The following is a 26,417-nucleotide window of genomic DNA, read 5'->3' as shown; positions in this document are numbered from 1 at the left end:
CGAAGGAGCAGTACTAGAGGCTTTCACACCTGACTGTGCCGAGTAGTCAACGTTCCACCCATGAGCAACCGTGCGAGTCATGCGCTCGCAGTCGGCTATGTGCTCCTTAGAAAGGAGGTGATCCAGCCGCACCTTCCGGTACGGCTACCTTGTTACGACTTCGTCCCAATCGCCAGTCCCACCTTCGACGACTCCCTCCCACAAGGGGTTGGGCCACCGGCTTCGGGTGTTACCGACTTTCGTGACGTGACGGGCGGTGTGTACAAGGCCCGGGAACGTATTCACCGCAGCAATGCTGATCTGCGATTACTAGCGACTCCGACTTCATGGGGTCGAGTTGCAGACCCCAATCCGAACTGAGACCGGCTTTTTGAGATTCGCTCCACCTCACGGTATCGCAGCTCATTGTACCGGCCATTGTAGCACGTGTGCAGCCCAAGACATAAGGGGCATGATGACTTGACGTCGTCCCCACCTTCCTCCGAGTTGACCCCGGCAGTCTCCTGTGAGTCCCCATCACCCCGAAGGGCATGCTGGCAACACAGAACAAGGGTTGCGCTCGTTGCGGGACTTAACCCAACATCTCACGACACGAGCTGACGACAGCCATGCACCACCTGTACACCGACCACAAGGGGGCACCCATCTCTGGATGTTTCCGGCGTATGTCAAGCCTTGGTAAGGTTCTTCGCGTTGCGTCGAATTAAGCCACATGCTCCGCCGCTTGTGCGGGCCCCCGTCAATTCCTTTGAGTTTTAGCCTTGCGGCCGTACTCCCCAGGCGGGGAACTTAATGCGTTAGCTGCGGCGCGGACAACGTGGAATGTCGCCCACACCTAGTTCCCAACGTTTACGGCGTGGACTACCAGGGTATCTAATCCTGTTCGCTCCCCACGCTTTCGCTCCTCAGCGTCAGTATCGGCCCAGAGATCCGCCTTCGCCACCGGTGTTCCTCCTGATATCTGCGCATTTCACCGCTACACCAGGAATTCCGATCTCCCCTACCGAACTCTAGCCTGCCCGTATCGAATGCAGACCCGGGGTTAAGCCCCGGGCTTTCACATCCGACGTGACAAGCCGCCTACGAGCTCTTTACGCCCAATAATTCCGGACAACGCTTGCGCCCTACGTATTACCGCGGCTGCTGGCACGTAGTTAGCCGGCGCTTCTTCTGCAGGTACCGTCACTTTCGCTTCTTCCCTGCTGAAAGAGGTTTACAACCCGAAGGCCGTCATCCCTCACGCGGCGTCGCTGCATCAGGCTTTCGCCCATTGTGCAATATTCCCCACTGCTGCCTCCCGTAGGAGTCTGGGCCGTGTCTCAGTCCCAGTGTGGCCGGTCGCCCTCTCAGGCCGGCTACCCGTCGTCGCCTTGGTAGGCCATCACCCCACCAACAAGCTGATAGGCCGCGGGCTCATCCTGCACCGCCGGAGCTTTCCACCCAGTAAGATGCCTCACCAGGTAATATCCGGTATTAGACCCCGTTTCCAGGGCTTGTCCCAGAGTGCAGGGCAGATTGCCCACGTGTTACTCACCCGTTCGCCACTAATCCCCAGCCGAAGCCGGTTCATCGTTCGACTTGCATGTGTTAAGCACGCCGCCAGCGTTCGTCCTGAGCCAGGATCAAACTCTCCGTGAATGCTTCCGGGCTATCCCGGCAACACCACGAGAGCGGAGCAGGCCGGAGGAATAATCCAGCCCGCTCACAGCGTCCTCGCTGTGTGTTTTTCTTCAAAGGAACCTCGTCCGACCAAACCGATCCGGATTGAACCGGCCGATCGTACGGGGTATCAACATATCTGGCGTTGACTTTTGGCACGCTGTTGAGTTCTCAAGGAACGGACGCTTCCTTTGAAACCGTTTCACCGGTCTCTCCGGGCGCTTCCCTTCGGTGTTTCCAACCTTACCAGATCCGTTTTCCGTTCCGTTCCCGGTCCGAATTCCGTTTCCGGCCCCCTGTTGGAGCGGGGTCTTTCGCGCCTTCCGGCGTGCTCACTACGTTAGCGGATTTCCTCCGAGGCTCATAATCGAGCTTCTGGGCCGAATTCCGGGCACGCCGAAATCCATCCCGATGAGGGGCCGTGCAGTAGTGGTTTGCCGCCGGTGCGGCGTGAGTGGCTGTCGAGGAACCGCTAAGGCTCTGTGACAACCCGGAGAACAGTACACGACACTCCGAAGGCCATCAACCTTGTGGCCTTGCGTACCCGCAGGGCGTACGGTCTGGGCCCATGACCAACCATGCGCTGCGCACTCACCAGTGGTGGCCCGCCTGACCGGCGGCCCACCATTGCGCATCGCATCCACACGGCCGCCGCTCCGGCGGCCGTTCGTGCGTCTCCCTCTCGCACAAGCCGGTCCGGCCGGTCCGCGGCGGTCCCGACGACGGCGGGAGACGGCACCTCATGCCACAGCCACACGCACAAGCGCGGATCTTCAGCGGGATCAAGCCCACGGGCCATCTGACGCTCGGGAACTACCTCGGAGCCGTACGGCGGTGGGTCCGGGAGGACCAGCACCACGCCGACGCGCTCCTCTGCGTCGTCGATCTGCATGCCCTCACCGTGGAGCATGACCCGGCCCGGGTGCGGAGACTCAGCCGGCAGGCGGCCACGCTGATGCTGGCCTCCGGGCTGGATCCGGATCGCTGCACGGTGTTTGTGCAGAGCCACGTGGACGAGCATGCGCGGCTGTCCTACCTGATGGAGTGCACAGCCACGGACGGCGAGATGCGGCGGATGATCCAGTACAAGGAGAAGGCCGCGCGGGAGCAGGCGCGCGGACGCAGTGTGCGGCTGTCGCTGCTCACCTATCCGGCGCTGATGGCCGCGGACATCCTCGTGTACGGCACGGACGAGGTGCCGGTCGGGGACGACCAGGCGCAGCATGTGGAGCTGGCCCGGACGCTGGCCCAGCGGTTCAACCAGCGTTATGGGCCGGTCTTCACCGTGCCCCGGATGACGCGCCCGGCGGTCGCCGCCCGCGTCATGGACCTTCAGGACCCGACCTCGAAGATGGGCAAGTCGCACGCCGAGGCGGCGGGCATCGTCTATCTCCTCGACGAGGAGGACGCGGTCCGCAGAAAGGTGATGCGGGCGGTGACGGACAGCGGGAGCGAGGTCGCGTACGACCGGGAGGCGCAGCCCGGGGTGGCCAATCTGCTGGAGATGCTCGCAGCGTGCACCGACGGCGGGACGCCGGAGGAGCTGGCCGGCGTGTACTCCTCGTACGGGGCGCTGAAGAAGGACACGGCCGAGGCGGTGGTGGAGCTGCTGCGGCCGATCCGGGTCCGCCACGCGGAGCTGTGCGCCGACCCCTCATATGTGGACGGGGTGCTGCGGGCGGGGGCGGAGCGGGCGCGGGGGCTGGCGCGGCCGCGGGTGGACGCCGCGTACGAGGCGGTGGGGCTGCTGCCGCCCAGCTGAGCCCGGCCTGCCCGGTTGAGCCCAGCCTGCCCGGCTGAGCCCGTCGGGTCGCGGCCGCTCCGTCGGCTCCGGCTCCCGGCCGTCCCCGTCGCAGCCTCCGCCCCCGCTCCCGCCCGGTCAGCCGTTGCCGGAGGCGAGCTCGCGGCTGCGGTCGCGGGCCGCCTCCAGTGCGGCGATCAGCGCGGCGCGCACGCCGTGGCTCTCCAGCTCGCGGATGGCGCTGATCGTGGTGCCGGCCGGTGAGGTCACCGCCTCGCGCAGCTTGACCGGGTGCTCTCCGCTGTCGCGGAGCATCACGGCGGCGCCGATCGCCGCCTGGACGATCAGGTCGTGGGCCTTGTCGCGAGGCAGGCCCAGCAGGATCCCCGCGTCGGTCATCGCCTCGACGAGGAAGTAGAAGTACGCGGGGCCGGAGCCGGAGAGCGCGGTCGCGGCGTCCTGCTGGCTCTCGGGGACGCGCAGGGTCTTGCCGACGCCGCCGAAGATCGCCTCCGCGTGTGCCAGGTGCTCCTCGGTGGCATGGCTGCCGGCCGAGATGACCGACATGGCCTCGTCGACCAGGGCGGGGGTGTTGGTCATGACCCGGACGACCGGGGCGCCGGCGGCCAGGCGTTCCTCGAAGAAGGCGGTCGGGATGCCCGCCGCGCCGGAGATCACCAGCCGGTCGGCGGGGACGTGCGGGGCGAGCTCGTCGAGGAGTGCGCCCATGTCCTGCGGCTTGACGGTGAGGATGAGGGTGTCGGCGATCTTGGCGGCCTCGGCGTTGGAGACGGCCTCGACGCCGTGGCGGGCCCGGAGCTCTTCGGCGCGTTCCGGGCGGCGGGCCGTGACCAGCAGGTCGGACGGGGCCCAGCCGCTGCGGATCATTCCACTGAGAAGGGCTTCGCCGATCTTTCCCGTGCCGAGCACGGCGACCTTCTCGGTGACCTTCCCCGTGACTTTCTCGGTGACCTTCTCCGTGGCCTTCTCCGTGGCCTTCTCCGTCATGGTGCGGCTCACCTCGCGAATTGCTGTGTTGCTGCGCGTACGGAGCCATCCTCGCACCGGGGGCGGGGTAGGTGTGTGAAGCGTCCAGGTGGCGGTACGGAGGCCCGGCGCGTCGCGGGGGCGCGTCCGCGCGGGCGTCCGCCGGGGCAATCGGAGCTGCTCACTCCCGTTAGATGACTCCGCGTTCACAGTTCGGTTACATAGCGACTTGCAAATGGTCACGACCCTTTGGACATAATGGAGTTCGGTGTCCAACTCGTGACCAGAGGGGAGGCGATGGTGAGGACCATCGGGCAGGCCGGCCGTGTGCTGTTCGCCGCGGTGTCCGTGCTGCTCGCCCTCTTCATCGCCGCCGACTGCGCATCGGCGCAGGTCACCCACCCCCAGATGGTGGCCACCGCATCCGTGGCCGAGTCCCGGCCGGCCGTCAAGGTCACCGCGTCCTCGCATGACGACGCCGGGGCCGATGACTGCCAGGGGCTCCGCGGCGCACGGGCACCCCTCACCGCACCCACCCCCAGCGGCAAACCCGGATGTGTGTGCGGTTGCGACGCCGGGCGGCTGGAGCCGCGTACCACGGCCGTCGCGCCTCTCACGGGACGGCAGGCCGTCCCCGTGTCGAGATCCGGCGAACTGCCGGTCTCCCTCCAGATCTTCCGCTGCTGAGAGACACCCCGCCCTGCCGCGGCGGTCAACCACGCTCTCTCCGCTCATCAGCAGCGCAACAGCAGCTCATCAGCCAGCGAACTCATCAGCTAGCGACCGATTCCATCGATCCCGACTGACGCAGCGCTACGTCGCGCCCGCGCCTGCCCTTGTGCCGGTGCCGGGGCGCACTGGAGGCAACCCTCATGCCATTGCAAAAGACCCTTCTCAACCGTTTCCGCGGGGCGGGCGGCACCGACGGCTCTTCCGCCGGTGCCGGCACCTTCCGCGCCGACTTCACCGCTTCTCTCGTCGTCTTTCTCGTCGCCGTGCCCTTGTGCGTGGGCGTGGCGGTCGCCTCGGGGGTCCCGGCCGAGCTCGGCCTGATCACCGGCATCGTCGGTGGCCTGGTCACCGGCTTTCTGCCGGGCAGCAGCCTTCAGGTCAGCGGGCCGGCGGCCGGTCTGACCGTGCTCGTGTACGAGGCGGTGGCGGAATACGGCCTCGCGGCCCTCGGCGTCCTGGTCCTCATGTCCGGGCTGCTGCAGCTGACGATGGGCATGCTGCGCCTGGGGCGCTGGTTCCGCGCGATCTCCGTCGCGGTTGTCCAGGGCATGCTCGCGGGCATCGGTCTCGTACTGATCGCCGGGCAGCTGTACGCGCTCGCCGACGCCAAGGCGCCGAGCAGCGGTCTGGGCAAGCTGGGCGAGCTGCCCGGTCTGGTCGCCGATGTGGCCGGGTCGGGCACCGCGCTGAAGGCGGTGGCCGTGGGTGTGGGGACGATCGCGGTGCTGGTCTTCTGGCCGCGCTGGCGGCCGGGGGCGCGGGTGCTGCCCGCTCCGCTGGCGGCGGTCGCGCTGGCCACGCTGGCCACGGCGGGCATGGACCTGCCCGTCGCGCGGGTCGAGGTGCAGGGTCTGCTGGATGCCGTGCAGCCGCCCGGCGGCAGTGAGTTCGCGCAGCTCGCGGAGATCGGCGTGCTCGGGACCGTGCTCGCCTTCACGCTGATCGCCTCGGCCGAGAGCCTGTTCTCCGCGGCGGCCGTGGACCGGCTGCACGACGGCCCGCGGACCAACTACGACAAGGAGCTCATCGCGCAGGGCGCGGGCAACGCGGTGTGCGGTGCGCTGGGCGCCCTGCCGATGACCGCGGTGATCGTACGGAGCGCCGCCAATGTGCAGGCGGGCGCCAGGACGAAGGCCTCGCGGGTGCTGCACGGCGTGTGGCTGCTGGTCTTCGCGGTGCTGTTCCCCTCGGCGCTGGGCGTCATCCCGGTGGCGGCGCTGGCCGGCGTGCTGGTGCACGCGGGCTGGAAGCTGATCCCGACCAAGGACCTGGTCCCGCTGTGGCGTACGCACCGTGGCGAGGCGGTGGTGCTGGTGGTGACCGCGAGCGCGATCGTGGTGACCAACATGTTCGAGGGTGTGATCATCGGTCTGCTGATGGCGATCGCCAAGTCGGCCTGGGAGACCTCGCATGTGCATGTCGAGGTGACCGGTCTGAAGGACGCGCCGGAGGACCGCCCCGTACGCGTACAGGTGCTGGGCAACGCCACCTTCCTGCGGCTTCCCAAGCTGCTCGACGAGCTGGAGGCGCTGCCTCGCGAGCGCGAGGTGCGGCTGGATCTGAGCGGGCTGCGGCATGTGGACCACGCCTGCGAGATGGCGCTGGCTACGTGGGCCGAGCGGCACAACGCGGTGGTCAGCCGGGGCACCGAGCCGGGCTCCCGCAAGACCGGCGCCTCGGGCGCACCGGACGCGGACGACGCGGACAGCGACGCTGACGCCGCCGACGCCGGTGCCACCGATGAGCGGGCTCTGGCGTAGTCGCACGTCGTTGTACCAACGGGGGTAACAACGGGGGAACCAGCGGGGGTACCGACAGGGGAACCAGCGGGGGGTACCAGCGGGGGGGGTACCAGCGGGGGGTACCAGCGGGGGGTACCAGCGGGGGGTACCAACGCGGTGCGGGTCCTCGGCGCCATGAACGCCGGGGGCCCGCACCGCGTGGCCCTCACGCCCCGGTCACTCGATCGCGTGCGTCTGCTTCTCCAGCGCCTCGATGGAGAGCCGGGCCTGGGTCAGTTCGTCGAGGCTGCGGCGGTGCAGCTCCAGGTTGTCCTCCATCAGCTTCGCGTACTTCATCGCCAGCTGCTTGTACTGCTCCTCGCGCGCGCTCAGCATCCGGGCCCGCCACGTCACGGCGATCTGCCAGACGACCACGATCAGGAGCAGGAAGGTTCCGCCTGCGCCGACCACCCCTGCGGCTTCGCCGTTCATTCGGATGTCTCCTTGAGAGGTTCCCCCACCAACGATCCACGGCCGTCCGCGGATGTTGTCCATCACGCTGGCAGCCGCCGTTGCGCGCGTCAAAGCAAACCCGCACATTTCCGGGGCGGTTGGGGGAGCGTCAGGGGCGTCTCAGGGTTCCCCCCGATGTCCTTCCGATGCCCGATCGAAGCCGTTCGTTGCCCGGGATCGGTCTGCCGCCCGTGCGACCCGCCCTTTAGGCTGAGACAGCTTCACACGTACGAACACGCACGTGCCGACGGGCACTCGGGGAGGGGTTGCGGTGCCGCTGAGCGCCGGTGATCCGAAGATCATGGGCGACTACCGGCTGCTGGACCGGCTCGGATCCGGCGGCATGGGTGTCGTCTATCTGGCGCGTTCGGCCTCGGGCCGACAGGTTGCGGTCAAGGTGGTGCACGCGCAGTTCGCCGAGGACGAGGAGTTCCGGACCCGCTTCCGGCAGGAGGTCGCGGCGGCCCGGCGGGTGAGCGGCGCGTTCACCGCGCCCGTCGTGGACGCGGACCCGGACGCCGACCGCCCCTGGATGGCGACCCTGTACGTGCCGGGGCCGACGCTCTCCGAGCAGCTGACCGAACGCGGCCCGCTGAACGCGGCCGAGCTGCGGCAGCTGGCGCTGGGCCTGGCCGAGGCGCTGCACGACATCCACCGGGTGGGTGTGGTCCACCGCGACCTCAAGCCGGCCAATGTGCTGATGGCGGACGACGGCCCGCGCGTCATCGACTTCGGGATCTCCCGGGCGGCGGACAACCAGGCGCTGACGGTGACCGGGCGGGTCATGGGGACCCCTCCTTTCATGTCTCCCGAGCAGCTGAGCAGACCCCGTGAGGTGACCGGGGCCTCGGACGTCTTCTCGCTCGGCGCGCTGCTGGTGTACGCGGCGACCGGCAAGGGGCCCTTCGACGGCGAGAGTCCGTACCTGACGGCGTACCAGGTGGTGCACGAGCCGCCCGCGCTGAGCGAGGTCGCGCAGCCGTTGCGTGGCGTCGTCGAGCGCTGCCTGGCCAAGGCCTCGGACGATCGGCCCGACATCGCCGAGCTGGTGCGGCTGCTGGACAAACTGCCGGCCAAGGGCGCGGTGCGCGCGACAGAGGGCGGGCCGGGCAACGGCGGCTCGGGCGACCGCCGGCCAGGAGGCGGCTCGGGCGGCGGCTCAGGCAAGGGGAAGGACAAAGGGGAGGACGAAGGCAAGGGGAAGGGGAAGGGACAAGGCCAGGACGGGGCCGGGAAGGCGGGGGCGGATCAGGGCACCTGGCCGACGTGGGGCGGGGCCCGGCGGCGCCGCCCCGTGCTCGCCGCCATGGTCGCCGTCGCGGCACTGGCACTGGGTGGCGGCGCCTTCGCGCTGTACTCACCGGGCGACGACGGCGGCGGTGGGGTCCGTACGAGCGGCCCGCCGACCGATACGCCTCGGGCGATCCCGCTCCCCCAGGGCTGGCGGGCGTGGCAGCTGTCGCTCACCCAGGCCGCCGGGACCGCGCGTTCGGCGGGCGGGTTCGTGGACATCGGCGGCGAGGTCGCCCCGCGCTGTGCACGGCAGAGCACCAAGCTCTACTGCGGCGGTACAGGTTTCCCGACGGCCCGCGTGGACGCGCTCACGGGGCACGTCGACTGGAGTACCAAGGCGCTGACCGAGAGCAGCAGCTCGGCGACCGGTTCGGAACCGGTCGGGGTGCACGGCGGGCTGGTCTTCGTCCACGACACCCCGTCGGACACGACCGCCCAGCTGCTCGCCCTGGACGCGGACTCCGGCGACAAGAAGTGGGCACGGGAGATCAGTACGAGCCTCGACTCGGCGCTCTTCGACGGCATGGTCATCTCCAGCGCCCCCGACGATCGGTCCCTGGTCGCCCGGGACGCGGCAACCGGCAGGATCCGGTGGGCGTATCAGGTGCCCCGGGGACAGCAGTGCTCGCCCATCGCGTACGGGAACGTGCCGTACGGCCTGTGCTGGGACAGCAACGAGGAAGAAGTCCTGTGGTCCACCATCGTGCGGCTCGACAAGCGCGATGGCTCCGCTACCAAGTTGGCCCGGCTGAAGGACACCGAGGACGGTCTGGGGCTCGACGGCGACGACCTGCTGATCCTCCCGATGGTGACCAACGCCGACAGCGGTCCCTACCCCTACCTCCTCCGGTTGAACACCCGAACCGGGGAGCAGCGACGGGTCCCGCTCCCGAAGCTTGCGCAGGGCGCGGGGGCGTTGGTCGACGGCCGGCTCTTCTTCGTCCAGGAGAGCGGTCGGGTCACCGCGATGGACGCGGACAGCGGCAAGCAGCTGTGGAGCCGGCAGACGACGGTGGAGCGGCTGGGCATGCCGATCGTCTCGGCCGCCGAGGACGCGGTGTATCTGTGCAGCGGCAGCGGGCGGCTGCTGGCGCTGAACCTGCGGACGGGCGAGGAGCTGTGGCAGTCCGCGCCACACAGCGATGTCAGCGGCTCGGGCGGCGATCTGGCATCGTCGCAGGTGCTCCGGGTGGGCGGCTCGATCGTGGCCTGGGCGAGCGACGGCACGCTCTTCTCGGTCGACCCGCGCCACCCGGACGCCAAGCCCGCGGTCACCAAACCGGCGGACACCAAACCTGGGGAGACCAAACCTGGGGGCGCCGACACGTCGACGACGTCCGCGCAGCCCTCGGCATCCACAGCCCCGAAGCCCTGACGGCCCGGGCCCGGCCGGACCGGCCGGTTCAGCGGGACCGGCCGGTTCAGCCGTCGCGGCCCGTCCGGCCGAGTCCGCCGGCCGGTCAGCCGCCGCAGACGACGGTGACGAACCCGTCGCTGCCGGTCTTCACATACGCGTCGGAGACGTACTGCCCCGGCGCGATGTTGTCCCAGATGTCCGTCGTGCCGTACGGGCCCGAAACCTTCTGGCCGCGGCGCTGGCAGCGGATCGGGACGCGGGTGTTGTACGGCAACACCTTGACCAGCTTGCTGGTCGTGCTGGGTCCGCTGCGCACGTTCACCTGGTAGCCCGGCGCGATCGGATAGGTGACCGTCGTCGCCTCAACCGTCCCTACCTCGACCGTCCCTACCTCGACGGTCCCCGCCTCGACCGTCCCTGCCTCGACTGCCGCCTCGGCGTCGGTCGTCTCCACGGTCTCTTTCATGGCCATCGGCCCTCCCCCGTCTGACTTCATTCCGATGTTGTGCACATCTTGTGCACATGTCGCGTTACGTGACACGACCAGCGGAGGCTAACAGGGCTCGCACGTGTCATCGACTAGGCTCGCCGAGTCGCGACTGCGGCCGAATTCACGGGGGTGGGGAATGCCGCCGGTGCGCAGAGCCGGGAGAGGCCCGGAAGCGGAGGACCCGGAGTACGCCGGGCAGTACCGGCTCGAGGCGCGCCTCGGCTCCGGCGGCATGGGCGTGGTGCACCTGGCGCGCTCGGCCTCGGGCCGGCGCCTCGCGGTGAAGGTCGTCCACGCGGAGTACGCCGAAGACCCCGAGTTCCGGGCGCGGTTCCGGCAGGAGGTGGCGGCCGCCCGGCGGGTCAGCGGGGCGTTCACGGCGCCCGTCGTGGACGCCGACCCGGACGGCGAACGGCCCTGGATGGCCACCCTCTACATCCCCGGCCCCACCCTCGCCGAACACGTCAAGCGGAACGGCCCGCTGCCGACCGGGGACATGGTGCGGCTGGCCGCGGGACTCGCCGAGGCGCTGCGCGACATCCACCGCGCGGGGGTGGTGCACCGCGATCTGAAGCCGAGCAATGTGCTTCTCGCCGCGGACGGGCCGAAGGTCATCGACTTCGGCATCTCGCGGCCGTCCGACAGCGAACTGCGCACGGAGACGGGGAAGCTGATCGGCACGCCGCCGTTCATGGCGCCCGAGCAGTTCCAGCGGCCGCGCCATGTGGGGCCCGCGGCCGATGTGTTCGCGCTGGGGTCGGTGCTGGTGCACGCGGCGACCGGGCGCGGGCCCTTCGAGTCCGAGAGCCCGTACATCGTGGCGTACCAGGTCGTGCACGACGAGGCGGATCTGGCGGGCGTGCCGCGCGAGCTGCTGCCGCTCGTGCAGCGCTGCCTGGCCAAGGACCCCGCCGAACGCCCCACGCCGGACGCGCTGATGACGGTCCTGCGCGCCATCGGCGGCCCCCATCCGCCCGCCCTGCGCGGCCCGCTCCCGCGCGTACCCGCCCAGCGCGGGCACGGTACGGGCCCGCTGTGGGCCGATGACGACGGCGGAGTCTCGATCAGCGGGCGGGACGCGGACTCCGAGGCCGGTACGGAAGCCGCCGCTGGTGATGGCTGCCTGGACGCCGTGACCGACGACGCCGTGACCGATGGCGTCGTTGCCGATGGCGTCGTTGCCGATAACGCCGTAGTCGATAGCGCCGTTGCCAATAACGCCGTAGGCGAGGACTCCGTAGTTGATACGGGCCCCGCTGCCGACCCGGTCGGCACCGGCGGCCCGGCCGACGAAGGCCACACCGACAACCCCCTGATTGGCGGGCGGGACGCGGACACCCGGGTCAGGGCAGGCTCGGTGCGCGCGGTCACGGCAGGCCGGCGGCCGCACCGGACGGCGCGGCGCTGGGTCACGGTCGGGGTGCTGGCCGTCGTGATGCTCGGCGCGGGCACGGTCTGGGCGCTGCAGCGGGACCACGACGGGCGGCGCTCGGCGCACCGGCAGCCGGGCGGCGCCACGAAGGCGGCGGCCTGGCGGCCGTGGGAGGGCACGCTGCTCGCCGACGGGTCCGACACGGCGAGCCAGGGCACCCGGGCCGCGTTCTGTTCGTACGGAAGCGGCGCGCTGTACTGCGCCGGGCGCGGCGTCGAGGCCGTCCGCCTCGACCCGGCCGACGGCAAGGTGGTGTGGTCGCGCCCCGCCGCCGCGAGCCGCCCGGACGACGGCACGCCGACCGCCCCCGCGCTCTCCGGCGGCCTGGTCCAGGTGGTGTCGCCGGACGGGGCGCGGCTGCGGGCGCTCGACCCGAAGACGGGGCACCCCCGTTGGAGCCGTGACGTGGCCTCGTACCAGGGCCGGGTCTACCCCTCGGGTGACACCGTGCTGCTGGTCGCGGCGGACGGCGTGGTGACGGCCGTCAACGGGGCCACGGACAAGCGGCGCTGGAGCCATGCCGTCCCCGGCCATTCCCGCCCGGCGTTCGTCTCGTACGGCGACGGCCGCACCGCCTACGCGCTCACCACGTCGGCCGACGGGTCGCACACTCTGGTCACGGCGGTGGACACGGCCCGCGGCACGACCCGCTGGCAGCGGTCGTTCCGCGGCAATCTCACCCCGGCCGGCGCCGACTCCGAGGGGGTCCTGTACCTCACCGGCACCGACGAACAGACCCGTACCGCCACCGTCGTCCGGTACGACCCGGCGCACCGCGCCGAACACCGCGTCGCGCTGGCCACGCCGGTGGCCGCGACGAGCGCGGCGGTGCGCGGCGGCATGGTCTACCTGCTGTGCTCGGACGGCGGTCTGGTGGCCGTCGACCCGCGCCGTACGGATCCGGCCGCGGCGCAGCGCTGGCGGATGGAGACCTCGGTGGGCAATGCGTCGCCGCTGGTGGCCTCGGGCGACCGGCTGTACTTCTCGGCGGCGGACGGGCGGCTGCTCGCCGTGGACGCGGTGGGGGGCGAGTTGCTGGGGCAGACCCCGCCGCGTACGGGCAAGGCCCAGAAGAGCTATCTGGAACTGGTGCCCGCGCCGGTGGCGGCTGACGGCAAGGTGTACGGGTCGGCGCCGGACGGCACGGTCTTCGGGGTGTCGGGACGGGACCCGGGCCGCTGGTGAGGGACCCGTGATGAGGGCGGCGGGGCCGCCGCGCACGCCGCTAGAGTGACGCCGCACCGTGTGTCGGCTGGGCTCGGTCCGGCCGCACTTGGTCCGGCTGAGCTCGGCCCGGTTGAGCTTGGTCCGGTTGAGCTTGGTCCGGCTGAGTGGTCTGGCCGAGCTTGGTCCGGGCGCGGCTTCCGGGCGGCAGCCGGTCGGGGCCGGACACAACCTGAGGAAGACGGGATGGCACTGCGCGCAGGGGATCCGGCGTCCATCGGCGGCTACACGCTGGAGCGCCGACTGGGGGCCGGTGGGATGGGCACCGTGTATCTGGCGCGGTCGGATTCGGGGCGGCGGACCGCGCTGAAGGTCGTCCACCAACAATTCGCCGATGACGACGAGTTCCGGCTGCGGTTCCGGCAGGAGGTGGCGGCGGCCCGGCGGGTGAGCGGTGCGTTCACCGCGGCGGTGGTCGACGCCGACCCCGACTCCGACCGTCCTTGGATGGCCACCTCGTACGTACCGGGCCCCACCCTCTCCGAACGGGTCGCGGCGAACGGCCCGCTGCGCGGTGCCGAGTTACGGAAGCTGGCGATCGGGCTCGCCGAGGCGCTGCGGGATATCCACCGGGTGGGTGTGGTCCACCGGGACCTCAAGCCGGCGAACATCGTCCTGTCGGACGAGGGCCCGCGCGTCATCGACTTCGGCATCTCGCGGGCGGCGGACCACCAGACCCTCACCATGACGGGGCGGGTGATGGGCACACCGCCCTTCATGTCCCCGGAGCAGCTGCGGACGCCGCGCGAGGTCGGGCCGGAGTCGGACGTCTTCTCGCTGGCGGCGGTGCTGGTGTTCGCGGCCACGAGCCACAGCCCGTTCAGTGCCGACAGTCCGTACATCGTCGCGTATCAGGTCGTGCACGAGCAGCCCTCGTTGGAGGGGGTGGCGGAACCACTGCGCCCCCTGCTCGCGGACTGCCTCGCGAAGGACCCGGCGGCCCGGCCTGGGATCGACCGGCTTCTGGAACGGCTACGGGCGCTGCCCGCCGCGGACTACACCGGCACCAGCACCAGCACCAGCACCAGCACCAGCACCAGCACCAGCAAGACGACAGGCACTGCGAAAGGCGCGGCGACAAACACCGCGGCAGACACCACGGCAGGAAGCCGCCGGGCGCGCTGGGTACGGCGAGCGCTGGTCGCGGGCGGTGCGGCCGCGGCCCTGGCCGGGGCGGTCTTCGCGGCCAGGGCCCCCTTCCGCTCCGCCGACCACGGCCAGGACGACGCCCCGTCCGGTCCGACCGTGACGGTGGCGGCTTCGTTGCCGTCCGGCTGGCGGGCCTGGGACCGTACGATCCCCGGGTCGTCCGTCGACTACATCAACCGCGGCATAGAGTACGCCGACCGCTGCCTGGTGTCCGGCGGTGACCTGTACTGCGGTGGGAACGGGGCTCCCCTCACCCGGCTGGACGCCGCCACGGGCCACGTCGTGTGGCGCCATCCGGACAGCGGCTCCACCGACGAACTCGTCGGGGTGTCCGATGGCTTGGTCCAGGCCGTGGTCCAGCACGACGACGGGAAGACGCGGCTGGAGGGATACCGGGCCGAGGACGGCACGCGGATGTGGCGGACCGATATCGGCGGCACCTCCCAGGGCTCCACGTTCGCCAGGGGCCGTGGCCATGCCGTACTCACCCAAAGTTGGGACGACGAGACGTTCCAGGCGGTAGACGCACGCACCGGCGACGTCCGCTGGTCGCGCCGGATCAGCGAGGCCCTGAGCTGCCAGCCCGCCGTCATGGGCGGTGACCGCCCCTACGCCAAGTGCCGCCCCGCAGCCGACTCCGCGCCCGATCGGACCGAGATCTACGCCCTCGACCCCGGCTCGGGCGAGCCGAGGCGGATCGTCTCCCGCCCCGTCCAGCTGGACGCGATCGGCGTGCGGTCGGGCAAGCTGGTCTACCTGGAGGTGGGCGGGAAGGACGACGACATTTACACCGCCGTGCTGTCGATCGCCCCGGACAGCGGGGCCGTCAACCGCGCGCCGCTGCCCCCGGGCCTCCGGATGGGCCAGCTGGAGATCTCCCTGGCGGGCGGCACGCTGTTCTTCGTACGGCAGAACGGCGAGGTCATCGCGGTCACGACGGGCGGCAAGCGGCTGTGGACGCGGGCCACGCAGGTGGAGTGGCTGAGCGGCCCCGCCGTCTCGTCCCGGCGCGACGCCATGTACCTCGCCACCGCCAGCGGCCGGGTGGTCGCCCTGGCGCTCTCCGACGGCCATGTGCTGTGGCGGGACAACGCCCGCACGGATCCGGGCGGGGCGCCGGCGCAGGTGATGCTGATCGGCGACGCGCTGTACGGGGTGTACGGGTACGACAACGTCGCGGTCTTCAGCCAGGACACCACCAAGCGCCCGCCCACCGACCAGCAGGACTGAGCACAAGGCTGAGTGCGGGCCTGAACGCGGGACTGAACGCGGGCCTGAACGCGGGCCTGAGCACGGGGCTGAGCAGCAAAACCGGCGGAAGCGTGGCTCGGGCCCGGACGGCTCGCGTCCGGGCCCGAGGTACGCTCCGCGGCCGAGGCCGCGCTACCCGGCTGCGCTAGCCCAGCTTGCTGACGTCCCGCACCGCGCCCCTGTCGGCGCTGGTCGCCATCGCCGCGTACGCCCGCAGCGCGGCGGACACCTTGCGGTCGCGGTTCTTCGGCGCGTACACCCCGCCGAGGGCCTCGCGCCGGGCGGTCAGCTCGTCCTCGCTCACCAGCAGCTCGATCGTGCGGGCGGGGATGTCGATGCGGATCCGGTCGCCGTCCTCGACCAGGGCGATGGTGCCGCCGGAGGCCGCCTCGGGCGAGGCGTGGCCGATGGACAGGCCCGAGGTGCCGCCGGAGAAGCGGCCGTCGGTGATCAGTGCGCAGGCCTTGCCCAGGCCCCGGCCCTTGAGGAAGGAGGTGGGGTAGAGCATCTCCTGCATGCCGGGGCCGCCCTTGGGGCCCTCGTAGCGGATGACGACGACGTCGCCCTCCTTGATCTGCTTGCCGAGGATCTTCTCGACGGCCTCTTCCTGGGACTCGCAGACCACGGCCGGGCCCTCGAAGGTCCAGATGGACTCGTCGACGCCCGCGGTCTTCACCACGCAGCCGTCCTCGGCGAGGTTGCCGTACAGGACGGACAGGCCCCCTTCCGTGGAGTAGGCGTGCTCCATGTCGCGGATGCAGCCGTTCTCGGCGTCGGTGTCGAGGGTCTCCCAGCGCTCGGACTGCGAGAAGGCGGTCGCGGAGCGCACACAGCCGGGGGCGGCGTGGAAGAGCTCCACGGCCTCGGCGGAGGGCGAGCCGCCGCGGATGTCCCACTGCTTGAGCCAGTCGGCGAGCGAGGACGAGTGCACCGTGTGCACGTCCTCGTTGAGCAGCCCGGCCCGGTACAGCTCGCCCAGGATCGCGGGGATGCCGCCGGCCCGGTGGACGTCCTCCATGTAGTAGACCCCGCCGGGGGCGACGTTCGGGGCGACCTTCGCCAGGCAGGGCATGCGGCGGGAGAGTCCGTCGATGTCCTTCATGTCGAAGTCGAGCCCGGCCTCCTGGGCGGCGGCCAGCAGGTGCAGGATCGTGTTGGTCGAGCCGCCCATGGCGATGTCGAGGGCCATGGCGTTCTCGAAGGCGGCGCGGGAGCCGACGGCGCGCGGCAGGACGGTCTCGTCGCCCTGCTCGTAGTAGCGCTTGGTGATCTCCACGACGGTGCGGCCGGCGGTCTCGTACAGCGCCTTGCGGGCGGTGTGGGTGGCCAGCACCGAGCCGTTGCCGGGGAGGGACAGGCCGATCGCCTCGGTGAGGCAGTTCATGGAGTTCGCCGTGAACATCCCGGAACAGGAGCCGCAGGTCGGACAGGCGTTGTCCTCGATCCGGGCGATGTCCTCGTCGGAGACGTTGTCGTTGACGGCCTCGGAGATCGCGGTGATCAGGTCGAGCTTGCGGACCGTGCCGTCGACCAGGGTCGCCCGGCCCGACTCCATGGGGCCGCCGGAGACGAAGACGGTGGGGATGTTCAGCCGCATCGCGGCCATGAGCATGCCGGGCGTGATCTTGTCGCAGTTGGAGATGCAGATCAGCGCGTCCGCGCAGTGCGCCTCGACCATGTACTCGACCGAGTCGGCGATCAGGTCGCGGGAGGGCAGGGAGTAGAGCATTCCGCCGTGGCCCATGGCGATGCCGTCGTCCACGGCGATCGTGTTGAACTCGCGCGGGATGCCGCCCGCGGCGTGGACCGCCTCGCTGACGATCCGGCCGACCGGCTGGAGGTGGGTGTGGCCCGGCACGAACTCCGTGAAGCTGTTCGCCACCGCGATGATCGGCTTGCCGAAGTCCTCGCGCGCTACGCCCGAGGCCTGCATAAGGGCTCGGGCGCCCGCCATGTTGCGGCCATGGGTGACGGTGCGGGACCTCAGCTCGGGCACGGTGCTCCACTCCCTCGTTTCCGGGTCGTCCCGGTAGTCCGGGTTCTTGAGTCTTCTGAGCGTACGCCTCCCATCCGGGATACGGACGGTGGGTCCGGATCCCAAGACGCGCGGCTCAGTCCTCGGTCAGATAGCGCTGGAGCGTCGGCCCCACCATGGCGATGATGTCCTCCAAGGGCGCGGAGGCCATCGGCTCCATCCGGATCACATACCGCAGCATCGCGATCCCGATCATGTGCCCGGCCGCCAGCTGCGCCCGGAACTCCGGGTCGGGCACATCCAGCTCGTCCGCCATCCGCAGCAGCAGCCGGCGCTGGATCATGCCCCGCAGGACCGCGGCCGCCGCCTCGTTGGTCAACGCGGAGCGCATCACGGCCAGCAGCGGCAGGCGGGTGACGGGGTTCTCCCAGACGCCGAACATGAAGCGGGCCATCCGTTCGCCCGCCCCCTCCCGGCTGCCGCCGTGCATCGCGTCCGGGGCACCCATGGCGGGCGCGAAGATCAGCTCGACGGCCGCCCCGAACATCTGGTCCTTGGTGCCGAAGTAGTGGTGGACCAGGGCCGGGTCCACCCCCGCCGCCTTCGCGATGCCGCGGATCGAGGTCTTGTCGTAGCCGCGCTCGGCGAACTCGTTGCGCGCCGCGGTCAGGATCCGGTCGCGCGCCGCGGGGGCGTCGGCGGCGCCCTCGGTACGGGGCGGACGGCCGCGGCGGCGCGGAGCGGGGGATTGCGAGGGCAGGGCCGGGGTCACGAGCCGGGCACCGCCCTGGTCGACGAGGCGGCGGAGTCCGATGCGGCGCCTGAGCTCGACGAGGCCGCCGAGTTCGACGAAGCAGCCGAATCGGGCGGGACGGCCGTATCGGGCGGGACGGCCGCATTGGGCGAGACGGCCGCATTGGGCGAGACGGCCGAGTTCGGCGAGGCGAGGTGGAGCCGGGTGAAGGCCAGCGCCTCCGCCAGGTCGGCCTCGCGCTCGGCCGTGGACATCGCCCGCCGGGTGTTGACCTCGACGACCACATGCCCGTCGAAGCCGGTCGCGGCCAGCCGCTCCAGCAGTTCGGCGCACGGCTGGGTGCCGCGCCCCGGCACCAGGTGCTCGTCCTTGTTGGAGCCCATGCCGTCGGCGAGGTGGAGGTGGGCCAGCCGGTCGCCCATCCGGTCCACCATGCCGAGCGCGTCCGTACGGGCGGTCGCCGTGTGCGAGAGGTCGATCGTGAAGTGGCGGTAGTCGTCGTTGGTGACGTCCCAGTCGGGCGCGTACGCGAGCATCTCCCGGTCGCGGTAGCGCCACGGGTACATGTTCTCGACAGCGAACCGCACGTCCGTCTCGCCCGCCATCCGCCAGATTCCGCGTACGAACTCTCGGGCGTACGCGCGCTGCCATCTGAAGGGCGGATGGACCACGACCGTGGAGGCTCCGAGCTTCTCGGCGGCCGCCTTCGCGCGCTGTAGCTTCACCCATGGGTCGGTCGACCACACCCGCTGAGTGATCAGCAGGCATGGCGCGTGCACGGCGAGAATCGGCACCCCGTGGTAGTCGGAAAGCCGGCGCAGCGACTCGATGTCCTGGCTGACCGGATCGGTCCACACCATGATCTCGACACCGTCGTAGCCCAGGCGTGCGGCGATCTCGAAGGCCGTCGCCGTCGACTCCGGATAGACCGAGGCCGTGGACAGCGCGACCTTCGCATCCGGGATGCGCACCACTGGCTGTGTCACGAGGGACAGGGTACGGCGCTCCCCCGGACGGCTAAACCGCCACCGCTCGCCGCACCACTCCCGGCGCCGCGAGCGGTGCAGGTCACAGCGCAGGTCACAGCGTCATCCCGGTAGGTGATCCAGACGGCGCAGGATGACGCCCTCGCGCAGCGCCCACGGGCAGATCTCCAGCTCCTCCACCCCGAACAGATCCATCGCGGCCTCCGCGACCAGCGCCCCCGCCAGCAGCTGCGGCGCCCGCCCGTCGGAGACGCCCGGCAGCTGCTCCCGCTTGTCGACGGGCATGGCGGCCAGCTTCGGCACCCACTGCTCCAGCGCCTGGCGGGTCAGCCGGCGCTGCACGTACACGCCCTCGGCGGAGCGCGCCGCGCCCGCGATCCTGGCCAGCTGTTTGAAGGTCTTGGAGGTGGCGACGACGTGGTCGGGCGCCCCATGGCGGCTGAAGTCGCCGACGATCCGCGCGATCTCCGCCCGTACGTGCCGCCGCAGGGCCCGCACCTCCTCCGGGGTGGGCGGGTCGCCGGGCAGCCAGCCGGCCGTCAGCCTGCCCGCGCCCAAGGGCAGCGAGACGGCCGGCTCCGGCTCCTCGTCGAGCCCGTACGCGATCTCCAGCGAGCCGCCGCCGATATCGAGGACCAGCAGCTTTCCGGCCGACCAGCCGTACCAGCGGCGGGCCGCGAGGAAGGTGAGCCGCGCCTCCTCCTCGCCGGTCAGGACGTCCAGCCGCACCCCGGTCGCCTCGGCGACGCGGGCCAGTACGTCGTCGGCGTTGGCCGCCTCCCGGACGGCGGAGGTGGCGAAGGGCAGCACGTCCTCGACGCCCTTGTCCTCGGCGGCCTGCAGCGCCTCCTTGACCACCGCGATCAGGCGCTCGATGCCGTCGGCCCCTATGGCCCCGCCGTCGTCCAGCAGCTCCGCCAGCCGTAGCTCAACCTTGTGCGAATGGGCGGGAAGCGGGCGTGCTCCCGGGTGCGCGTCCACCACCAGCAGATGGACCGTGTTCGAACCCACGTCCAGGACACCGAGTCTCATGGCCAGAACGCTACTGCCCACATTGCCTGGTCAGGTACGGGCCTGGGCCTTTACGCGCTGCGCATGGGCATACGCTTGGCCCGTGGCAAAGACGAAAAAGGCGAAGCAGGACAAAGTCCGGAAGCGGCGCCCCGAGGCGGCCGGGCGGCCCGGCGAGGCCGAGACGGCCCCGGACGGTCTGGTCATCGCGTTCGCCCTGGATGAAACGGACGGAACGAACGGAGCGGATAAAACGGCCGGAGGAGGCGGGGCGGACATGGAGGGCAGGGCAGGCATGGCAGGCATGGCGGCCGACCCGGCCGAAGACGAGGTCGGTCTGGACTTCGCTCGCGCCTGGGTCGAATTCCCCGACCCCGCCGACGACGAGCAGGTCTTCCGGTGTGATCTGACCTGGCTGACCTCGCGCTGGACCTGCGTCTTCGGCCAGGGCTGCCAGGGCATCCAGGCGGGGCGCGCGAGCGACGGCTGCTGCACGCTGGGCGCGCACTTCTCCGACGAGGACGACGAGAAGCGCGTCGGTCGCCACGTGGCCCGGCTCACCCCGGGCATCTGGCAGTTCCACGACGTGGGGCACAAGACGGGCTGGACCCAGGACGGCGACGAGGACGACGAGCGCCAGACCCGCCGCTACGAGGGCTCGTGCATCTTCCAGAACCGGCCGGGATTCAAGGGCGGCGCGGGCTGCGCGCTGCACATCCTGGCGCTCAAAGAGGGCCGCGAGCCGCTGGAGACCAAGCCGGACGTCTGCTGGCAGCTTCCGATCCGCAGGTCGTACGCCTGGATCGACCGGCCCGACGAGACGCGTGTGCTAGAGATCACCATCGCCGAGTACGACCGGCGCGGGTGGGGCCCGGGCGGCCATGACCTGCACTGGTGGTGCACCTCGGCGACCTCCGCGCACGGCGGCGGGGAGCCGGTGTATGTGTCCTACCGGGCGGAGCTGACGGAACTCATGGGAAAGGCGGGCTACGACCGGCTGGCCGAGCTCTGCCAGCAGCGGCTGGCGTCCTCCCTGCCGCTCGTGGCCCCGCACCCAGCAGATCCGATGAGCTGATCAATGGCTTAAGGCGCGTCGGTGACCTGTGGCGCGTCGGTGACCTATGGCGTGTCGGCGGGTGCCGGGTGCGCGTCGCCCGAGGTCGGCGTGGGCTCGCTCGGCGGGTCCGAGGGCTCGGGCGTGGGCTCGGGCTCCGCGCCACGGCCTTCGATCACCACCACCGCCCCGGCCGGATCCACCCCGACGCGTGCGGACCAGTGCCCGGGCGGCTCGCGGTCCCGGTCCACGGAGACGGTGATCGTCGTCGTCTCGCCGGGCCGCAGCACGCCGGCCGTATGGCTCAGCTGGAGCCAGGGCGCACTGGCGGACGCCGACCAGCGCACCGGGCTGCCTCCCGAGGCCCTGAGTGTGATGACCGTCACCTCGCCGCTGGGCTGCGCCTCGACCGTCAGCCGTCCAGGGCCGGGCTCGGGCCGCCCAGGGCCGGACCCGGCCCCCGGCCGACCCCCGGGCCGACCCCCGGCGCCGTGGGTGCCGGGCTTGGCGTGCGGGCCCGGCCGCCCGCCGGTCGCGGTGCCGGACCGTTCCGCCTCCCCGTCTCCGTCCCGGTCGCCCTTCGCGTCCCCGTTCCCGTCCCCGTGCTCGTCTCCACCGATGACCTCCACGGACACGTCCGGGGACTGTTTACCCGCGGTGCCACCGCGGCCGGATTTCAGCCGGGAACCGGCGGAACGGTCCTGCGCGCTGCCCGCCTGGCCGTACGAGCTCCCGGTCGGCTCGTCGCCGACGCCGCCGGACCGGTCGGGGGTGCGCTCCGCCGCCCCGTCCGCGTTGGCGGCGGCCACGGAGTCCGTGTCGTGGTCGTCACCCGCCGTCGGGGTGCCCCGGTAGGCGGCCCACAGCGCGAGCAGCGGGGCCGCCACGACCGAGGCGACCACCGTCGTGGTCAGCGCGCGGCTGCGCATCCGGCTGCGGCGCACGGCCTGGTCCTTGGGGTCCAGGGGGAAGCCGCGCCGGTCGAAGCGCGGCCGGGAGACGGCGCGCGCCGGGCGCGCGCCTTGGGCGCCCACCATCGCGGCGTGCACGGCGGCGCGCGGCGCCTCCAGCACCGGCAGGGCCGCGGGGACAGCCGCCGTGCCGGGCCAGGGGCCGCCCGCCGTGGCCCGCTCGGCCATCCCGCGGCACTCACGGCAGTCGTCCACATGCCGTACGAGCTCGCGGCGCAGCGCGGCGGAGAGCAGCACCTGGGTGTCGCCCGCGAGCCGGGCGACGACGGGGCAGTTGCCGAGCTCGACGACGGCGAGCGCGGCGCGCGTGCGCTCCACCTCGCAGGCCGCGCTGGCGAGCAGGGCGCGGGTCTCGTCGCGCTCCTTGCCGAGCGCCGCGGCGACCTCGCTCGGACTCAGCCGGTGGCGTACGGCGAGCTCCAGCGCCTCGCGCTGCTCGGGGGTGGTCCCGGCGGCCTCGGGCCACGCGAGCGCGGCCAGCTCGCGGCGGCGCTGCGCGGCGGTGGGTGAAACGGGGGGCGGCGAGGTGGCTGTGGCCGGGGCGCGCCGGTCGCGGTGACGCCGCTGGGTCGGCACCTCCGGCGACCGGGGCCGACCCACACGCTTCTCGATCCCGCCCGGCCCGTCGGCGGCCCTGAGCTCCCCCCGGCCTTCAGGGGCCCGCCGGTCTTCGGAGTCCCCCCGGTTTCCGGAGTCTCCATTGTCTCCGGAGTCCCCCCGGCTTCCGGAGTCTCCATGGTCTCCGGAGTCCCCCGAGCCCTTCAGACCCTTCCGCTCCCTCCGCTCCCTCCGCTCGGCGAGCTTGCGCAGGCAGGCCCAGCGCGCGAGGGCGTAGAGCCAGGGGCGGCGCAGATCGCCCTCGGCGGCCACGCGCCCCCGCCCCCGCCCGTGCTGCCGCTCGGCGACGGCGAGCGCCTCGCCGAGTGCGGCGGTCGCGGCGTCGTGCTCGCACAGGACCGACAGGCAGTAGGTGAACAGGCCGTCCAGGTACGGCTCGTAGCGCGCAGGGGGACGCTGGGGGTGCGCGGCGGAAGCGCGCGGCGCGCGACGCGGCGCACCGGGGGCGCCGGGTGCGCTGGACGTACCGGATGCGCCGGGCGCGCCGGGCGAGTGTGTCGAGTGCTCGGACCTGCTGCTCATCACCCGGCGACGGTAGGCGGATGATGCAGACTCCATCGCGCTACTTGCGCTGTTTTAACCCTTACGGGTGACCATCTCCCTCATAAGGGGACAGGTGTCCTCCCCGCGCGCCCAGGATCTGCTACGCGCAAAGCGCCAGGGCCGCGCCCCAGCCTGTTCGCCCGGCTGTCGGTGCCAGCCTGTCCGCCCGGCTGTCGGTGCCCGGCGCTAGCGTTACGGCATGGCTGCCCGTAGCTCCTCCCGATCGTCCGCCAAGGACCGGCCCTCCTACCGCTGTACGGAGTGCGGCTGGACCACCGCCAAGTGGCTCGGCCGCTGCCCGGAGTGCCAGGCGTGGGGCACGGTCGAGGAGTTCGGCGCGCCCGCGGTGCGGACGACCGCGCCCGGCCGGGTCACCTCGGCGGCCGTGCCCATCGGGCAGGTGGACGGCCGTCAGGCCACCGCCCGCTCCACGGGCGTGGACGAGCTCGACCGCGTCCTCGGAGGCGGCCTGGTCCCCGGAGCCGTGGTGCTGCTGGCCGGGGAGCCGGGGGTCGGCAAGTCGACGCTGCTGCTCGACGTCGCCGCCAAGGCCGCCACCGACGACCACCGGACCCTCTACATCACGGGCGAGGAGTCGGCGAGCCAGGTCCGGCTGCGCGCCGACCGCATCGGCGCGCTGAGCGAGCATCTCTATCTCGCCGCCGAGACCGATCTGTCGGCCGTCCTCGGCCATCTCGACTCCGTCAAGCCGTCCCTGCTGATCATGGACTCCGTCCAGACCGTCGCCTCCCCCGAGATCGACGGTGCGCCCGGCGGCATGGCCCAGGTGCGGGAGGTGGCCGGGGCGCTCATCCGCGCGTCCAAGGAGCGCGGCATGTCCACGCTCCTGGTCGGCCATGTGACGAAGGACGGCGCCATCGCCGGCCCGCGCCTCCTGGAGCATCTGGTGGACGTGGTGCTGCACTTCGAGGGCGACCGCCATGCCCGACTGCGCCTGGTGCGCGGCGTGAAGAACCGCTACGGGGCGACGGATGAGGTCGGCTGCTTCGAACTGCACGACGAGGGCATCATCGGCCTCGCCGACCCGTCCGGGCTGTTTCTCACCCGCCGCGACGAGCCGGTGCCCGGCACCTGCCTGACCGTCACCCTCGAAGGCCGCCGGCCTCTGGTGGCCGAGGTGCAGGCGTTGACCGTCGAGTCCCAGATCCCGTCCCCCCGCCGCACCACCTCCGGCCTGGAGACCTCGCGGGTGTCGATGATGCTCGCCGTCCTCGAGCAGCGCGGCCGGATCAGCGCCCTCGGCAAGCGGGACATCTACAGCGCCACGGTCGGCGGCGTGAAGCTCTCCGAGCCCGCGGCGGACCTGGCCGTGGCGCTCGCGCTGGCCAGCGCGGCGAGCGACACCCCGCTGCCGAAGAACCTGGTGGCGATCGGCGAGGTGGGCCTGGCGGGAGAGGTCCGGCGGGTCACGGGCGTGCAGCGGCGGCTGTCCGAGGCGGCCCGGCTCGGCTTCACCCACGCCCTGGTGCCCGGCGACCCGGGGAAGATTCCGGACGGCATGCGGGTGCTGGAGGTGGCAGACATAGGGGACGCACTGCGCGTACTGCCCCGGCGCAAGCGGGCCGAGCAAGCGCCGCAGGACGCGCCGGGTGGCTGAGCCCCGGCCTGGTGAGCGCGGGCGCGGGTGCCGCGCTCCCGCTCCCGCCCACGGGCGTACGCCGGGAGACCCGGCGGGAGGGCGGTGACCGCCGGTAGACTTTGCCCTGGTCTCGCCCTGGTCTCGCCCGTACGTAGCCCGCGCACCGGCACAGCAGGGCAGCCCGCGGCAGCGAATGACCTTGCGACGGAGGAGTGCAGTGGCAGCAGGCGACCGGGCAGCGGCTCCCGGCAAAGCCGACGGTCTGATGCGCGCCACCCTGAGCGCCGTCGCCCCCGGCACGGCGCTGCGCGACGGCCTCGAGCGCGTCCTGCGGGGCAACACCGGCGGCCTGATCGTGCTCGGGACGGACAAGACCGTCGAGTCGCTGTGTACCGGCGGCTTCGTCCTGGACGTCGAGTTCACCGCGACCCGGCTGCGCGAGCTGTGCAAGCTGGACGGCGCGCTGATCCTCGACAAGGACATCACCAAGATCGTGCGGGCGGGCGTGCAGCTCGTGCCGGACGCCGCGATCCCCACCGAGGAGACCGGCACCCGCCACCGCACCGCGCAGCGCGTCTCCATCCAGACCGGCTTCCCGGTCGTGTCCGTCAGCCAGTCGATGCGGCTGATCGCCCTGTATGTGGACGGGCAGCGCCGCGTCCTGGAGGACTCGGCCGCCATCCTCTCCCGCGCCAACCAGGCCCTGGCCACGCTGGAGCGCTACAAGCTCCGACTCGACGAGGTCGCGGGCACGCTCTCGGCCCTGGAGATCGAGGACCTGGTGACGGTCCGGGATGTGACGGCGGTCTCGCAGCGGCTGGAGATGGTCCGCCGCATCGCCACCGAGATCGCCGAGTATGTGGTGGAGCTGGGCACCGACGGCCGTCTGCTGTCGCTCCAGCTCGACGAGTTGATCGCGGGCGTGGAGCCGGAGCGTGAGCTGGTGGTGCGCGACTACGTCCCCGAGCCCACCGCCAAGCGCACCCGTACGGTCCCCGAGGCGCTGGCAGAACTGGACCGGCTGACCCACGCCGAGCTGCTCGAACTGGCCAATGTCGCCCGCGCCCTGGGCTACAGCGGCTCGCCCGAGACCCTCGACTCCGCGGTCTCGCCGCGCGGTTTCCGCCTGCTGGCGAAGGTGCCGCGGCTCCCGGGCGCCATCATCGAGCGGCTGGTCGAGCACTTCGGCGGGCTACAGAAGCTGCTCGCGGCGAGCGTGGACGACCTGCAGATGGTGGACGGCGTGGGCGAGGCCCGGGCCCGGTCGGTGCGCGAGGGGCTGTCGCGGCTGGCGGAGTCCTCGATCCTGGAGCGGTACGTCTAGCCAGGAGCGAGCGGTACGTCCGGTCTGGCCGG

Annotated in this window: 17 protein-coding genes and 1 rRNA gene; 9 read left to right on the top strand and 9 right to left on the bottom strand. The window is 71.5% G+C overall.

Annotation, left to right across the window (positions count from 1 at the left end; all coding sequences use genetic code 11):
* Positions 1 to 110: 110 nt before the first annotated feature.
* Positions 111 to 1,638, bottom strand: a 16S ribosomal RNA gene (locus ACWY4P_RS28625).
* Positions 1,639 to 2,401: 763 nt separating this feature from the next.
* Here ACWY4P_RS28625 and trpS point away from each other — a divergent pair.
* Positions 2,402 to 3,421 (top strand): tryptophan--tRNA ligase, encoded by a 1,020-nt coding sequence (gene trpS / locus ACWY4P_RS28620; RefSeq protein WP_456203208.1) that lies wholly within the window; start codon positions 2,402 to 2,404, stop codon positions 3,419 to 3,421.
* 117 nt (positions 3,422 to 3,538) lie between these two features.
* Here trpS and proC read toward each other — a convergent pair whose 3' ends face one another.
* Positions 3,539 to 4,408: a pyrroline-5-carboxylate reductase gene (proC, locus tag ACWY4P_RS28615; RefSeq protein ID WP_456203207.1), complete on the bottom strand. Its 870-nt coding sequence runs from the start codon at positions 4,406 to 4,408 to the stop codon at positions 3,539 to 3,541.
* A 276-nt stretch (positions 4,409 to 4,684) separates the two neighbouring features.
* Here proC and ACWY4P_RS28610 point away from each other — a divergent pair, with 276 nt between their 5' ends.
* Positions 4,685 to 5,074, top strand: coding sequence for a hypothetical protein (locus ACWY4P_RS28610; protein ID WP_456203206.1), 390 nt, complete (start codon positions 4,685 to 4,687; stop codon positions 5,072 to 5,074).
* Between the two features lie 185 nt (positions 5,075 to 5,259).
* Complete coding sequence (locus ACWY4P_RS28605) at positions 5,260 to 6,879, top strand: SulP family inorganic anion transporter (protein WP_456203205.1); 1,620 nt, start codon at positions 5,260 to 5,262, stop codon at positions 6,877 to 6,879.
* 198 nt (positions 6,880 to 7,077) lie between these two features.
* On the opposite strand, the gene ACWY4P_RS28600 is transcribed toward ACWY4P_RS28605, so the two are convergent.
* Positions 7,078 to 7,332, bottom strand: coding sequence for a hypothetical protein (locus ACWY4P_RS28600; protein WP_456203204.1), 255 nt, complete (start codon positions 7,330 to 7,332; stop codon positions 7,078 to 7,080).
* A gap of 292 nt (positions 7,333 to 7,624) precedes the next feature.
* On the opposite strand from ACWY4P_RS28600, the gene ACWY4P_RS28595 reads away from it, so the two are divergent.
* On the top strand, positions 7,625 to 10,021 hold the full coding sequence (locus ACWY4P_RS28595; RefSeq protein WP_456203203.1) for a serine/threonine-protein kinase: 2,397 nt from the start codon (positions 7,625 to 7,627) through the stop codon (positions 10,019 to 10,021).
* Between the two features lie 85 nt (positions 10,022 to 10,106).
* Here ACWY4P_RS28595 and ACWY4P_RS28590 read toward each other — a convergent pair whose 3' ends face one another.
* On the bottom strand, positions 10,107 to 10,469 hold the full coding sequence (locus ACWY4P_RS28590; protein WP_456213085.1) for an SH3 domain-containing protein: 363 nt from the start codon (positions 10,467 to 10,469) through the stop codon (positions 10,107 to 10,109).
* 160 nt (positions 10,470 to 10,629) lie between these two features.
* Between ACWY4P_RS28590 and ACWY4P_RS28585 the strand changes: the two genes are divergently transcribed.
* Together ACWY4P_RS28585 and ACWY4P_RS28580 are read left to right on the top strand one after the other, a co-directional pair.
* Positions 10,630 to 13,110: a serine/threonine-protein kinase gene (locus ACWY4P_RS28585; RefSeq protein WP_456203202.1), complete on the top strand. Its 2,481-nt coding sequence runs from the start codon at positions 10,630 to 10,632 to the stop codon at positions 13,108 to 13,110.
* 225 nt (positions 13,111 to 13,335) lie between these two features.
* The gene (locus ACWY4P_RS28580; protein WP_456203201.1) at positions 13,336 to 15,528 is read left to right on the top strand and encodes a protein kinase domain-containing protein; all 2,193 of its coding nucleotides are present in this window, start codon (positions 13,336 to 13,338) and stop codon (positions 15,526 to 15,528) included.
* Positions 15,529 to 15,694: 166 nt separating this feature from the next.
* Here ACWY4P_RS28580 and ilvD read toward each other — a convergent pair whose 3' ends face one another.
* The 4 genes from ilvD to ACWY4P_RS28560 form a co-directional block, all read right to left on the bottom strand.
* The gene (gene ilvD / locus ACWY4P_RS28575) at positions 15,695 to 17,545 is read right to left on the bottom strand and encodes a dihydroxy-acid dehydratase (RefSeq protein WP_456203200.1); all 1,851 of its coding nucleotides are present in this window, start codon (positions 17,543 to 17,545) and stop codon (positions 15,695 to 15,697) included.
* A 115-nt stretch (positions 17,546 to 17,660) separates the two neighbouring features.
* A complete protein-coding gene (locus tag ACWY4P_RS28570) occupies positions 17,661 to 18,296 on the bottom strand; it encodes a TetR/AcrR family transcriptional regulator (RefSeq protein WP_456203199.1) in 636 nt (211 codons plus the stop codon).
* Positions 18,293 to 19,252: a sugar phosphate isomerase/epimerase family protein gene (locus tag ACWY4P_RS28565; RefSeq protein ID WP_456213084.1), complete on the bottom strand. Its 960-nt coding sequence runs from the start codon at positions 19,250 to 19,252 to the stop codon at positions 18,293 to 18,295. The genes ACWY4P_RS28570 and ACWY4P_RS28565 overlap by 4 nt, the downstream gene beginning before the upstream one ends.
* A gap of 114 nt (positions 19,253 to 19,366) precedes the next feature.
* Positions 19,367 to 20,296 carry a Ppx/GppA phosphatase family protein gene (locus tag ACWY4P_RS28560; protein ID WP_456203198.1) on the bottom strand — a complete coding sequence of 310 codons (930 nt, stop codon included), beginning with the start codon at positions 20,294 to 20,296 and terminating at the stop codon, positions 19,367 to 19,369.
* Between the two features lie 256 nt (positions 20,297 to 20,552).
* Here ACWY4P_RS28560 and ACWY4P_RS28555 point away from each other — a divergent pair, with 256 nt between their 5' ends.
* Entirely contained in the window at positions 20,553 to 21,350 is a 798-nt protein-coding gene (locus ACWY4P_RS28555; RefSeq protein WP_456213083.1) for a hypothetical protein, read from the top strand.
* Between the two features lie 44 nt (positions 21,351 to 21,394).
* On the opposite strand, the gene ACWY4P_RS28550 is transcribed toward ACWY4P_RS28555, so the two are convergent.
* Positions 21,395 to 23,440: a BACON domain-containing protein gene (locus ACWY4P_RS28550; RefSeq protein WP_456203197.1), complete on the bottom strand. Its 2,046-nt coding sequence runs from the start codon at positions 23,438 to 23,440 to the stop codon at positions 21,395 to 21,397.
* 220 nt (positions 23,441 to 23,660) lie between these two features.
* Between ACWY4P_RS28550 and radA the strand changes: the two genes are divergently transcribed.
* Positions 23,661 to 25,079: a DNA repair protein RadA gene (radA, locus tag ACWY4P_RS28545; protein ID WP_456203196.1), complete on the top strand. Its 1,419-nt coding sequence runs from the start codon at positions 23,661 to 23,663 to the stop codon at positions 25,077 to 25,079.
* 247 nt (positions 25,080 to 25,326) lie between these two features.
* Complete coding sequence (gene disA, locus ACWY4P_RS28540) at positions 25,327 to 26,385, top strand: DNA integrity scanning diadenylate cyclase DisA (RefSeq protein ID WP_456213082.1); 1,059 nt, start codon at positions 25,327 to 25,329, stop codon at positions 26,383 to 26,385.
* Positions 26,386 to 26,417: the final 32 nt, after the last annotated feature.

Source organism: Streptomyces sp. LZ34, from assembly GCF_053890475.1.
This window is presented reverse-complemented; position numbering and strand designations above follow the sequence as displayed.